Source organism: Bacillus nakamurai (genome assembly GCF_001584325.1).
GTDB lineage: Bacteria > Bacillota > Bacilli > Bacillales > Bacillaceae > Bacillus > Bacillus nakamurai.
The window spans coordinates 18,779-31,046 of the sequence record NZ_LSAZ01000001.1; the positions used below are offsets into that span (position 1 = coordinate 18,779).

The 12,268-nt window shown below is 43.9% G+C and carries 8 protein-coding genes and 5 pseudogenes; 9 read left to right on the top strand and 4 right to left on the bottom strand.

All coding sequences use genetic code 11. The features are described from left to right. The first annotated feature begins 8 nt into the window (after window positions 1-8). The 7 genes and pseudogenes from allC (at window position 9) to AXI59_RS00135 (ending at window position 5,889) form a co-directional block, all read left to right on the top strand. Window positions 9-1,234: pseudogene (gene allC / locus AXI59_RS00115) on the top strand (allantoate deiminase). Between the two features lie 18 nt (window positions 1,235-1,252). Then, window positions 1,253-2,506: pseudogene (locus AXI59_RS00120) on the top strand (pyridoxal-phosphate-dependent aminotransferase family protein). 143 nt (window positions 2,507-2,649) lie between these two features. Continuing rightward, on the top strand, window positions 2,650-3,846 hold the full coding sequence (locus AXI59_RS00125; protein WP_061527092.1) for an MFS transporter: 1,197 nt from the start codon (window positions 2,650-2,652) through the stop codon (window positions 3,844-3,846). 177 nt (window positions 3,847-4,023) lie between these two features. Continuing rightward, window positions 4,024-4,125, top strand: coding sequence for an XdhC family protein (locus tag AXI59_RS20755; RefSeq protein WP_167348352.1), 102 nt, complete (start codon window positions 4,024-4,026; stop codon window positions 4,123-4,125). 32 nt (window positions 4,126-4,157) lie between these two features. Beyond that, window positions 4,158-4,403, top strand: coding sequence for a hypothetical protein (locus tag AXI59_RS00130; protein WP_061527052.1), 246 nt, complete (start codon window positions 4,158-4,160; stop codon window positions 4,401-4,403). A gap of 425 nt (window positions 4,404-4,828) precedes the next feature. After that, a pseudogene (locus tag AXI59_RS20760) lies at window positions 4,829-4,954 on the top strand (IS3 family transposase); the annotation flags it as partial. Between the two features lie 554 nt (window positions 4,955-5,508). Then, window positions 5,509-5,889 (top strand): hypothetical protein, encoded by a 381-nt coding sequence (locus AXI59_RS00135; RefSeq protein ID WP_061527053.1) that lies wholly within the window; start codon window positions 5,509-5,511, stop codon window positions 5,887-5,889. 38 nt (window positions 5,890-5,927) lie between these two features. Here the strand turns inward: AXI59_RS00135 and AXI59_RS00140 are convergent, their stop codons facing one another. Continuing rightward, a complete protein-coding gene (locus tag AXI59_RS00140; RefSeq protein WP_061527054.1) occupies window positions 5,928-6,641 on the bottom strand; it encodes a cytochrome c biogenesis CcdA family protein in 714 nt (237 codons plus the stop codon). A 41-nt stretch (window positions 6,642-6,682) separates the two neighbouring features. Here AXI59_RS00140 and resA point away from each other — a divergent pair, with 41 nt between their 5' ends. Further along, on the top strand, window positions 6,683-7,219 hold the full coding sequence (gene resA / locus AXI59_RS00145) for a thiol-disulfide oxidoreductase ResA (RefSeq protein ID WP_061527055.1): 537 nt from the start codon (window positions 6,683-6,685) through the stop codon (window positions 7,217-7,219). A 33-nt stretch (window positions 7,220-7,252) separates the two neighbouring features. Here the strand turns inward: resA and AXI59_RS00150 are convergent, their stop codons facing one another. Further along, window positions 7,253-7,873, bottom strand: coding sequence for a hypothetical protein (locus AXI59_RS00150; protein WP_061527056.1), 621 nt, complete (start codon window positions 7,871-7,873; stop codon window positions 7,253-7,255). Between the two features lie 735 nt (window positions 7,874-8,608). Here AXI59_RS00150 and AXI59_RS00155 point away from each other — a divergent pair. Continuing rightward, window positions 8,609-10,018, top strand: coding sequence for a hypothetical protein (locus AXI59_RS00155; protein WP_061527057.1), 1,410 nt, complete (start codon window positions 8,609-8,611; stop codon window positions 10,016-10,018). 275 nt (window positions 10,019-10,293) lie between these two features. Here the strand turns inward: AXI59_RS00155 and AXI59_RS20765 are convergent. After that, a pseudogene (locus AXI59_RS20765) lies at window positions 10,294-10,435 on the bottom strand (hypothetical protein); the annotation flags it as partial. A gap of 144 nt (window positions 10,436-10,579) precedes the next feature. Next, a pseudogene (locus tag AXI59_RS00160) lies at window positions 10,580-12,129 on the bottom strand (PucR family transcriptional regulator). Between the last annotated feature and the right edge of the window lie 139 nt (window positions 12,130-12,268).

The window sequence follows — 12,268 nt, forward strand, 5'->3', positions numbered from 1 at the left end:
GTGAGTATATGGAACATCAGCAGCTTTCGGCTAATATCGGAATTACCGATTATATACACTGGCTGTCTCAATTCGGCGCATCCGCTGACGGCGGCGTGACGAGGCTTTTATACACAAAGGAATGGATGGATGCCCAGCTTGCCGTGAAAAAGAAAATGACGTCGTCAGGGCTTGAAACGAGATTTGATGATGTCGGAAATGTGTTTGGCCGGCTGAGCGGCACAGAGTCACCCGGCGAGCTGATTTTGACAGGGGCGCATATTGATACCGTTATTAACGGCGGAAAATATGACGGAGCATACGGCGTGCTTGCGATCATCCGCTTGCGGAAGACTTACGGACGCCCGAAAAAACACTAGAAGCTGTTTCGTTTTGTGAGGAGGAAGGGAGCCGTTTTCCCATGACCTATTGGGGATCGGGAAATATAACCGGTGCTTTCTCACTTTCAGATGCGGAAAAGCCAAGCGATGGCTCAGGTGTTTCCTTAAAAGAAGCAATGCTCCAAAAAAGCTTCGGATCAGGCCGTTACACCCCACCCTTCCGGACGGATATTAAAGCTTTTCTTGAGATTCATATTGAACAGGGACAAACACTTGAAAGATCGGGAAAGGATATCGGCGTTGTCACCGGAATCGCCGGGCAGAGGCGTTATAATATAACGCTTTTCGGAGAATGCAACCATGCGGGCACCACCTCGATGAAGTGGCGGAAGGACCCGCTTGCCGCGGGAAGCAGAATCATCCACGAGCTCGTCCTTTTGGCAGAAAAACAGCCGGAAGAACTTCGTCTGACCTGCGGGAAAATGACGGTTGAGCCGAATGTGCCGAACGTCATCCCGGGCCGTATTCAATTTTCCATTGATATCCGCCACCAGGAAGAGACCGTGCTGAGCGCCTTTCATCAAAAACTGGTATCTCTCATTGAAAGAATCAGTCACGAAAAAGGCGTCCGGCCCGTCATTGACGAATATATGAGAATAGAGCCGGTTCCGATGGATCAAACGCTGACACGAGCGGCTGTTGAAGCGGCAGTTGAACAGGGCGCAAGCTGTGAGGAAATCGTAAGCGGAGCCGGGCATGACGCTCAGATGATGGGCAGGACTTTTCCGGCCTGCATGCTTTTTGTGCCGAGCCGGGGCGGAGTGAGCCATTCGCCGCTTGAATTTACCTCCGCACATCAGCTGGATATCGGCGTCCGGACGTTAGCGAATGTATTATATAAGCTTGCTTATTAACATAAAGGAGGAATGGGCGTGCCAGTCAGAAAAGAATTGTGCCTCCCGCAAAGAACGATTATGACACCGGGGCCTGTCGAGGCGGACCCGAGAGTGCTGAGGGCGATGGGGGCCCCGATCATCGGCCAGTTTGACCCGGCCTTCACTGATATCATGAATGAAACGATGCAAATGCTCCGTGAATTGTTTGAAACGGAAAACCGCTGGGCCTATCCGATTGACGGCACATCAAGGGCGGGAATTGAGGCCGTACTGGCGAGTGTAATAGAACCGGGAGACAGCGTGCTCGTCCCGATATACGGCCGCTTTGGCTATCTGCTGACTGAAATCGCTGAGCGGTACGGAGCAGACGTTCACACGATGGAATGCGAGTGGGGAACAGTATTTCGTCCTGAGGACATTATCAGCGAGATGAAAAAGGTTCATCCGAAAATTGTGGCCATGGTGCACGGAGAAACGTCAACAGGACGCATCCATCCCTTGAAAGAAATCGGGGAAGCGTGCCGCGCTCAAAATGCGCTCTTTATCGTTGATGCCGTAGCCACGATCGGAGGCTGTGCCGTGAAAACTGATGAGTGGAAAATCGATGCGGTCATTGGCGGAACGCAAAAATGTTTATCAGTTCCTTCTGGGATGGCGCCGATTACATATAACGATCGGACGGCGAAGGTGATTGCGGCTCGTAAAAAGGTGGAGCGCGGCATCGCGACGGAGGCTGACGGGGTGTGATTTTCCGACCATCGTCCGATTACGAGCAATTATTTTGATTTAAGCCAGCTGGAAGACTATTGGAGTGAAAGAAGGCTGAATCACCATACAGAAGCGACCACTATGCTGTATGCGCTGAGAGAAGGTGTGCGCCTTGTTCTCGAAGAAGGGCTTGATGAACGTTTCCGCAGACATCGCCGCCATGAAGAAGCGCTTGCGGCGGGGCTTGAAGCGATGGGTCTCGTTTTATTCGGTGATCCGGAATGCAAACTTCCGGTCGTCACATGTGTGCAGATTCCGCAAGAAGCCGATGGAGAATCTGTCAGGCGTATGCTGCTGTCGCAATTTGGAGTTGAAATTGCCAGCTCGTTCGGACCGCTCTCAGGAAAAATGTGGAGGATTGGGACGATGGGCTACAGCTGCAGAAAGGAAAATGTGCTGTTTGTGCTGGCCGGACTCGAAGCTGTTCTCATCAGGCATGGTGTTCCCGTCAAAGCGGGCAAAGCGCTGCAGGCGGCGCTTGATGCATATGACATGTCAACTGAAACAGCGGGAGCTGAATAGCTTGCGTTATATAGCTGTCATAAGGCCTTAACAGGAAATCATCTGGACTTTATTCCCTTTTCCCCGTTATACTGAAAGAGATAAAAAATGACAATTCTGGAATGATCGCCTGTTTTGTCTGGGGGAGAAGGTAGTGAATCATGATGACGTACATAGGCAGATTATCAATTTTAATGTTTAATATGTTTATAGCAATGCTTGGAATCGGGCTGATTATTCCGATCATGCCTGCATATATAACCGAATTCGGAGCGACTGGGAGTACGATGGGCCTTCTTGTCGCGGCGGCGGGGGTTACGCAGCTCTTATTTGCGCCTATTGCCGGGGAAATAACCGACAAATACGGACGGCGTAAACTGATTATATTCGGCATTGCAGCGTTTGCGGTGTCGCAATTGATATTTGCATTTGCCGGCAGTCTGTGGCAATTGTTTGCGTCCCGGCTCTTGGGCGGGATGGGCGCCGCATTTTTAATGCCGTCCATGTTTGCGTACATCGCCGACATCACGACGGAAGAAGAGCGGGGCAAAGGAATGGGGCTGTTCAGCGCGGCGATGACACTCGGAGTCGTCATCGGGCCCGGCGTCGGCGGCTACTTAATTCATTACGGCATGTCCGTTCCGTTCATTGTGTCCGCAAGCCTCGCTTGTTTTTCAACGGTGCTCTCATTTTTCTTTCTGCCTGAAACGCTGGACCGGGAAAAGCAGATGGAAGCCCGCGCGAAAAGAGAAAAGCGTGAACATCTCCTGCAACAAATGTCGCGCGCGCTCAAATCGCCGTTTGCCTTTATGCTGATTTTGGTTTTTGTGCTTAACTTCGGTATTATGAACTTTGAATCGATTTTCGGCCTTTATGTTGATCATAAGCACGGGTTTAAAGCGTCTGACATTGCTTTCATTATTACGGTTGCCGGCCTTATCGGTGTTTTTGTGCAGGCAGTAGGCGTCAGTTTTCTCGTCCGCAAGTTCGGGGAGAAACGTGTCATCAACGCCACCCTTATCGGCGCAGCGGCCGGACTCGTATGGTGCCGGTTTGCCGGCTCATATTGGACGGTGTTTGCGGCCGCTATCTTTTTTCTTATGTTGACGTCTCTGCTCAGGCCGGCAGTCAATACGATGCTATCAAAGCTGGCTGGTGATCAGCAGGGCTTTGCAGGCGGGATGAATACATCATTTATCAGCTTGGCAAATATCGCCGGACCGTCAGCAGCCGGTTTTCTCTTTGATATTAATATGGAAATTCCGTATATGCTTGGTGCGGCTATTCTCGTCATCAGTTTTCTGGCTGCGCTGAGCTGGGGCAGAAAAGAACAGGCCCGGCCGTTTACGCAAGAAGGATAATCGAAAGCCTCCGGGAAGCCGGGGGCTTTTGATTTTCTCTGTTTGTTTTTTCTTACAAAACCGTCTTTCTCTTGTCGTATTTTCTTACTGAAAAAAAGAAATGCAGCCTGTTTTCTTCTATCCTTTTTACAAGTTACCTAAAAAAGGAGGCCGCCTGCGGAAAATATACATAATATTTTGGATATTGTTCTTCAGGACCAGCAAGATGCGGTGCGAGCGACGATTGTGGAGGTGGAAGGCTCCGCTTACCGTAAAGCAGGGGCTGCCATGCTGTTTTAAAAAAACGGCGGATGTGTGGAAGAGGGTGCGGGATGCAACGGGTCGTTTCCGTTTATATAGAGCCGATTATGAACGAAAAACGAAAGTATTACAAAAAAGTGAAGGATTGTCCGGGTAAGGGAGAAGCGGTCATATCCGTATCCTCTGTAAAAGACAGGCATTATGTATTTATGACAGACTCGGAAACGTTCGGGGATTGGCCAGCTGCGCGGTGTTCTGATATAGAAAGAGAACTGGCAGAATCAATACACGTGGTGAAAATGATTTTTATAGAATGAAAACCCCTTTGCCTGACTTTTTAAAGGATAAATACATGAGCAGTATCAGTTTGGTATTTGAACGATTAAATTCAATTTTGAATAATTTAAAAAAGGAGTCTTCCGAATGGGACTGACCCCAGAAGATGAGACGAATAAAAAATACCTTCAAGTTTGAAAAACGGATATTTGCTATCCAACTGATGTGAAAATGAAAGCAATCAAAATGAGGCTGGCGGGAGTGCCGATCAAGAAGTCTTAAAAGACTTAAGCTTCCGAAACGAGAAGCAGTTTAAAACATGGATGAAATGGTATAAAACAGGCGAACTCCACCGTTTTGAACAAGCAGTATTCCTTCGGAAACGGCTAAATCGTTGCTTATTCTATAGGCAGCTGCCAAAATACAGATTTTGTTTGTGCTGCATACTTTGGTTCATCTGCCCTCTTACACATCTTATGTATATCAGCGACAGTCAAAGAAAGAGGCATTATCATGAGCATGTCCGGTAAAGGGACATGCTCATGATAATGCCTACATCGAATCATTTCATTTCTCGCTAAAGTCTGAAACGTTCTAGTTTGCACTATTATAACCATATTCATATTCATGCGATACTAAACAACCAGCCGCCGGTCATATACCGGCAGCTGGCTGCTTAAATGTGTTTTGATCCCTGTCTCAAAAACGTGGGTCAGTCCCTACTTCCGTCAGGTGTTTTTTTAGTTACAAGACCATTAACAAAGGGAGAGGTCGAAAAACAGATTAAGCGTGCACTAGCACCTCTTTATTACTATCAGGGCAAAGGAAGCAGTCAACAGTGCATACGATCCAAAAACAACGAATGCTGTCAAACGGTTCAATGTATACACTGCTTTACTGCTAAAGGGATATAAGACCCGAAAAACGAAATAAAGCTTGTCACTTCTGAAATAAATGAAGCAGCTCATTAGTAGGGCTGTTTCAAAATAATATAAGGTTAATGAATCGGTAATGGAATTGAATATTTTGGGAAAAATAAAGAAATCTCTAGAATAGAGGTTCTGAAAAATGGTAGAATGTTTTGTGTTCAATAATTTTACATACTTGTAAAATTATATTAAATTAATTCGAGAGGGTGAAAGAAACATGAAAAAATGTTTAAGTGCTGTAGTAATTGGTTGTGTAGTCTTGTTCAGTTCTTTTATGGTACATCAAGAATCAGTTTTGGCAGCTCCACAAGTGGAAACAATTCTCCAAAAAACGCAAACTTCAAGCTCTACGAAGAGAATTAAAGTTAAGTCAGGTCAAAATTTGCAGGTCCGTGCCTTCCCCTACAACAATAAAACTATTAAGTTGACCGTATTCAAAAATGGTAAGGCGTGGACAAGTGACCTAACAAATTCTCCATTCATCTATGATTATACTTTTAAAAAGCCTGGTGCGGGAGAATATTCACTAAGATTATATTGCGGAAAAAATGGCGGTCAAAAAGGTTGTTATGGTCAAGGTCTACTCACTGTGAGATAATGTAAAACAAAAGACGCCAATTGCTTGGCGTCTTAATATTAACTCTGAAATAAGGTCGTAAGGTTTGAGAACCATATGTTTATCCATATCATTTTATTGGTGTATAAGAGTACGCCAATGATAACAAGTAATCCGCCGCCTATTTTTAACAGCAGGTTTGAATATTTCAGGAACACTCTTGCTTTGCCGATGAAAAATGCCATCAGAAAAAACGGGATGGCAAAACCTAATGAATATCCGGTTACGTTGATAAAAGTATCTATCGTGTTTGGATTGTTAAAGTTTGCGTACATGATCGTTCCAAAGATCGGACCAATACACGGGGTCCATCCTGCAGCAAAAATGATGCCGACTAATATTGAATTGAATACACTGATTTTGCCTCTTTTAAAAGAAAATCTTTTTTCCTGCATCATGAATTTTGGTTGAAATATGCCTAATAAAAATAACCCCATAGCACATACGAAAATTCCGCCAAGCATTCTAATCAGACCTTTATATTCAGTGAAAAATTTCCCGACTGAACTGGCAGAGAACCCTAATATGTAGAAAATGAATGAAAATCCTAATAAAAAGGATGCAGCATGAATAGCAATATTTTTATTCAGCGTTTTAGAATTTGTGTGTTTTAACTCATTGACGGAAACCCCAGTAATATAAGAGATAAATGAGGGGTACAGAGGTAAACAGCAGGGTGAGACAAATGACAAAAACCCACCGGCAAAAGCCAGCCATAACGTTACGTTTTCCATCGGAGCAGCTCCTTTTTTTATTAATATTTTGGGGTGAGAACATGAAACGAAAAAGATTATTGCTCAGGATGTTCATTTTGCTTTTACTTTTTACGGCAATAGGATTTGCGCTATATCAAAATTTATTTGCAGCAAACAGCAAGGAAGTCGTACAAGTCAACAAGCCCGCGGCGAACTTTAAACTGACACAACTTAATGGAGAACCTATTGAATTAAAACAACTTAAAGGAAAGGCTGTACTGGTTAATTTTTGGGGTTCATGGTGTGAACCGTGCAAAAATGAAATGCCGTCCATACAAGAAGCATATAATCATTATAAGAAAGATAAGTTCGAAATTGTCGCAGTTAATGTTCAAGAATCTGACATTGCTGTGAAAAGTTTTATGAAAAGTTACGGTCTATCATTTCCAATTGCTTTAGACAAGGAAGGGGAAGTGTACCGATCATGGGAGATCTTTAATCTTCCAACATCCGTCTTTATAAATCCTGATGGAATCATAGAAAGGAACTATGAGGGTGAAATGTCAATGAATCAATTAGACCAGTGGATAAGAGATATATTACCTAATAAATCTTAGTAACTCAAAAAACCCCGTTTAAGGGGTTTTATATTAATTAATTTTAGCAGTTAGAACTCTATATGACCCACTACCATAAAGGCCAATAACTACTCTTGTAGTGTATTCAAGTGGGGTATATTTCAAAGCTTTAAATTTTCCTGAACTCCGAATCTCCCAAACACTAGGGTCTAATTTAGAAACAGATGTTGAATGAGATTTTGAATAAAGCGGTCCGGTTAAATAGACATCGTAACTGTTGCCTTTAATTTTGCCTTTTTCATAAGTGAATTTACCGCTAACGGTGTGTTTAAAACCTGTGCCAGGAAAAGTATTAGCGATGTAGCCAGAATAGGATTTTTGTTGTACTGCTTGGATGGAGCTATCGCCAGATGTCTTTGTATTAACTCCTAGTTCAATTCCATCTCCTTGTACATTTAGTGGCTTTTTGACTACAACATTTGTTTTGCCGGCTGCAAGTTGCTTGTTTACTTCTTTTTGAGCATCATCAAGAGCTTGATTTGCCTTATCAATAGTGAATGTACTTTCTGTGTGAGTGGATTCTTTCGGTGTCTGTGCATTAACATCAGTAGGGCTAAAGGCTAGTGACAATGCAGTAACCGGAAGCAAAAGGGACGAGAACAAAACTTTTTTACTTAATGATTCTAAACGCATATTGATCAACTCCTCTTCACATGATAAAGTACAATACAATGGTACCATTACATATAATGGTTTGTCTACTAAATAATGGTAATTTTTATTTAAAAGGAGGAATGAAGTTGTTAAGTACTGTTTTTGGGGTCGTGACTCTATTTATAGTCTTTTATTTAATCAACTATATTGGCCAAAAGCTTGTGAAGTCATCCATTAACCAAACGTTCCTGCTCTCTCTGTCTATCATCGAAGCAGTTATCGTTTTAGTTTTGTTCTATTATAGACCATTTTTTCTTTGAGTTACATCGGGCTGTACCCAGCTGGTTACTTTCTTTATAAAAAAAACGAGATGAACATTGCTGTAAGCTTGCAGAGAAAACGATGTTTTTTCTGCAAGCTTTTTTGAGTTTATGAGTATTGTGGAACAGAGAAAGAGCTGTGTGGCCATCTCCTTTCATTTTGCTATTAGCCTGTAAGGCATCAGGAGTCAAGCTGGGTAACCCCCGCCGAGACTGCGCCAAAGCGGGGGCTGCCTGCGGCAGCCTTCGGGAAATTGAGGCGTCTCAGTGGTTTAGGGGAGCTTTTTAAATACATCTGCCTTCTGGTGTTTCTCCATTATATTTTCTTTTTGCAAATCCTATCGATTTTAAAGAAGCACGGTATGGTGAAAATAAAATAATATCTGGTGTATAACTCCAGGTTGTTAAACATAGCCTAACATATACATAATTTTGAAGATTAGGAGGAATATTGATGGAAAATTTATCAAACAGTGTTTGGGTTTGCCGCAGTTTTTATAATAGGACTGAACATCTGGATGATATGAATCAGCTCCTGTTTGGTGAGGGGAAATTTGTATTTGAATCCTCTAGTGCTCCGGAAATCATTAGAGGGACCATGACTTTATCTCCTAAAAACCATTACCGTCTTACCTTAAAAGGCTATTTACAGGGAAGTCATGTCAGATTTCAAGGAAAGGGAATGAAAGGAACTCCGACAAGCGGCTGGGTTTATGATTTTATTGGTTACTTCGTGCCTGAATGGTCAGGCGGTATAGAGCAGAAATCTGTCCTTGTTGGTTCATTAATCAGAACAGCACCTCATGATGGGAAATCTGCAGGAGAGACAGCTTCCTTTATTGCAGTCCAGAGAGACTTTTTGGAAGTTCGTGAAGTCCTTCCGCTTCCGGATAAAGTGTTACATATGCTTGCATCAAGAAAGCATCGGCTGCATCATTTTATTTGGCATTCCATTAGGGATCGTTGGTGTATACTGAGCGAGAAAAAAAGAAAGCAAATGAGAGAAAAAGGCTGGCAGCCGGGAGAAAAATCTGATGAAAGGCCTTCAATAAACAGTGCGGGCGCCCCTTATATTAGTAATGGATCTGGAGAAGATTTTTTATTTATGCATCGCAGAATGATTCAGGAGGTCAACTCAATGATGGACAAGCCTATTTGGGGATGGCCTGAAATTCCGGCTCCAGGATCTTTAGATATTGACGTCATACCAGCCAAACCAATTTCAGAAGAGGATCTCTCATTAGGAAATCCAGATGGCTTTGCTGTTCCGCCAGCTTGGGACAGCAGTAACGAACTATTAAATAAACGGATCAAGCAACTTAAGGCCGATGGTTTCTATTGGTCACGGATGAAGTGGTGGGACCGGGAATTTAAGAATTCGCAATACCTTAGCACCCTTACACTTGGGGAATTAGGATCTTTACTTGAATGGACTGTCCACAATGACATGCATATGCGCTGGAGCTCGGTTCCCAGAGATCCTATTTCGGGAGAGGTGCTGCCGGATGGACGAAAGAACCCTGATGATTTAGATTTTAAATGGGATGAGCCTCATTATGACTTTTTGGGAGATCCTTATTCAGCACATGTCAACCCTATTTTTTGGAGATTGCATGGCTGGATTGATGATCGTATCGAAGATTGGTTTCAAGCTCACGCAGCAGTCCATCCTGAAGAGATAGAACGATCAGAGATCAAAGGTGTGCCATGGTTTAAAAGGGGAAAGTGGGTCCATATTGATCATCCTTGGTCAGGACCGTTACATGGGTGCCTTGATGAAAAAGACATGGAGATGATCGTCCATATTTTATTTCGTGACCCGTGCTTATGTTCAAAAGAAAATGCGTTCACTCATTGGTATTAAATAAATCAAACCATTAAACATCAAATGGATTCCTATTTAGTTTGGCATTAACCTTAACAAGCGGTTTCGGATTCTGCTCAGCAGAAAAACAAAGTCAAGATACGTTTCAAGGTTGCTTCCGATCGTCTTCAAACAAAGCGCTGAAACCCGAATGGCGGCTCGGCTCCGTGTATACCTTATGCACCCTCTTTGTTTTCATAAATCCGGCCGATATGTCAATAGACAAATAACGGCCGGCTGCTGTCTTCCGGCAAGGTGGCAATGCCGCACGATTACAAATCAATCGCCAGAAGGTATGAAAGCTCATCTGCTGTCAAAATTGAGCGCGCGGCCGACAAGTAAAGATATCCCTGCGTACATTGTTATTGCTAATACATGTAAACACGATCCACGATTTTTGTTTTTCTTCCGCTGCATTCCCTCCTTCTTCCTTATATTACTTTTAGTAACATGATATTGCTTGAAGGACGGGATGTCATTGGACACTATTGCTGAAACAATCGTGGTATATGAACGGAATCTCCAATATGACTTATTTCATGTAAGAAAATGTGATGGGAATTAACTGATGAGCCGCTGCATCCTCAATGCGAGCCGCAGGCGCATCGTCGTCTCCGGATCTTTTAAACTCTTCCCGAGCAATTCTTCGCATTTTTCTAAACGGTAGATCACCGTATTTCTGTGTACATACAAGCGCTTGGCTGTCTCTGAAATTTGGCAGTGTGTCTCCGGTCAGCCAGGCTTTGGAGGGTGGCATGATAAAACTTTTTCAAATCCTCCGCAGAGAGCAGGCGGAGAAGCTCAGGCACATCTTTGGCATGATAGATTTGAATAAACGCTGCGCTTCGGGACAAGTGGCCTGAAGAAAGCGCGTCAGAAGCCTCAGTAAAGGCGTCGGGCACATCAATCAGCCTTTGGCAGATGCTGCTGACGCCAAAGGAAACCGTCCGTTTAAACTGCGTTCTGACCTGCGCTTGAAACTGCTCCAAAAAACTGATGACCGATGCGTGTATTTCATTCCAGCTGTCTGTCGCTTCAATTAAAAGAATACCGACGTTTCCTTTCATGAAGAGGTGAGGCGGAAATGGAAAAGCTGACAGCTCACCTTCGAGCAAATCAAACACATGGTCAGAAGCATGCTGATTTTCGGTCAAGCTGATCGTTTTATCGTTTCGGTCAAGCTTTCCTGCAATGCACATATATTTTTGATCCCAGCGGAGCCGGAATTCTTTAGCGCGGCTTTTGATCTCTTCATGGCCCGTGAACGAGCGCTCGATGAAATTACTGAAAAATTCATTACGGGCCCGTCTGCTGAATTGTTTCAAGGCATTTTCTTTCAGCAGTTCAAAGGAAATCACATTGGCCGCCTGTTCAATTGTTAAAATCAGGCCTTTATCAGCGGCCTGCACAAGCTCCGGCACGACCAAATAGCCGCAGTTTTTTTCATAATTGAGGATCGGCAGGACAGAATACGCCTTCCGGTCGGACAGCATGGAAAAGCAGGTGAAGAAAGGGCCAGAAAGAGAATAAAGGGTGTTTTTCAATGCAGCGGTGTCAAAGGATGTGTGATGGGACGACGACCTAAGTTTTGTATGCTGATCCAAGAGCAGCACAGGGAGCCGTAGAATGGCTGAAAGCTTTTTGAGCAAGGATTGCAGGCCTTTGCCGCTCATAATGTGGTTTGTGAATTTTTTATGTGCGTAAATCGCCTGCTGCAGTTCGTTCGAGCGGATATCAAGAATATGGCTCAGCGTGACGTTGACGATATCTCCTAGCCTGGTGTCCTCCGGAAGCTCAATGATCGGAAACTCATATTGATCTGCAAGCTCCGCCATATCTTTCGGAATCACATCGAGATAACGCTTCGTTTTAATACCGAGTCCCGCGCAGCCCCGTTTTGCCATATGGCGGATTAAGTCTTTCAGAAGCTGCGGACGGTCCTTTACGTGATAAGCCGTGGTGACAAGCAATTCGTTTTTATGTAAAAAATCAGCGATGTCAGGGGCGTCCATCATATTGACGTGCTGCACCTCCCTCCAGCCGCCCGACCGGCCTGCGATTACCGATGCGTTTTTATAAGCGGGAATCTTCAGCACATCATAAATATTCATTCATCATTCTCCTTTCGGGTTCTAAAGACAACCATTGGTTAATATGAATAAAAATCATGAAAAATTATAGCGGTTTTGCTGATGTATTACGAACATAGTAGCAGTAAACTGATAATAATAGACGCATTTTGGTACAAAA

Coding starts and splice junctions, on each gene's coding strand:
- AXI59_RS00125 (WP_061527092.1), top strand. CDS start 2,650: ATGACGTACATAGGCAGATTATCAATTTTAATGTTTAATATGTTTATA.
- AXI59_RS00130 (WP_061527052.1), top strand. CDS start 4,158: ATGCAACGGGTCGTTTCCGTTTATATAGAGCCGATTATGAACGAAAAA.
- AXI59_RS00135 (WP_061527053.1), top strand. CDS start 5,509: ATGAAAAAATGTTTAAGTGCTGTAGTAATTGGTTGTGTAGTCTTGTTC.
- AXI59_RS00140 (WP_061527054.1), bottom strand. CDS start 6,641: ATGGAAAACGTAACGTTATGGCTGGCTTTTGCCGGTGGGTTTTTGTCA.
- resA (WP_061527055.1), top strand. CDS start 6,683: ATGAAACGAAAAAGATTATTGCTCAGGATGTTCATTTTGCTTTTACTT.
- AXI59_RS00150 (WP_061527056.1), bottom strand. CDS start 7,873: ATGCGTTTAGAATCATTAAGTAAAAAAGTTTTGTTCTCGTCCCTTTTG.
- AXI59_RS00155 (WP_061527057.1), top strand. CDS start 8,609: ATGGAAAATTTATCAAACAGTGTTTGGGTTTGCCGCAGTTTTTATAAT.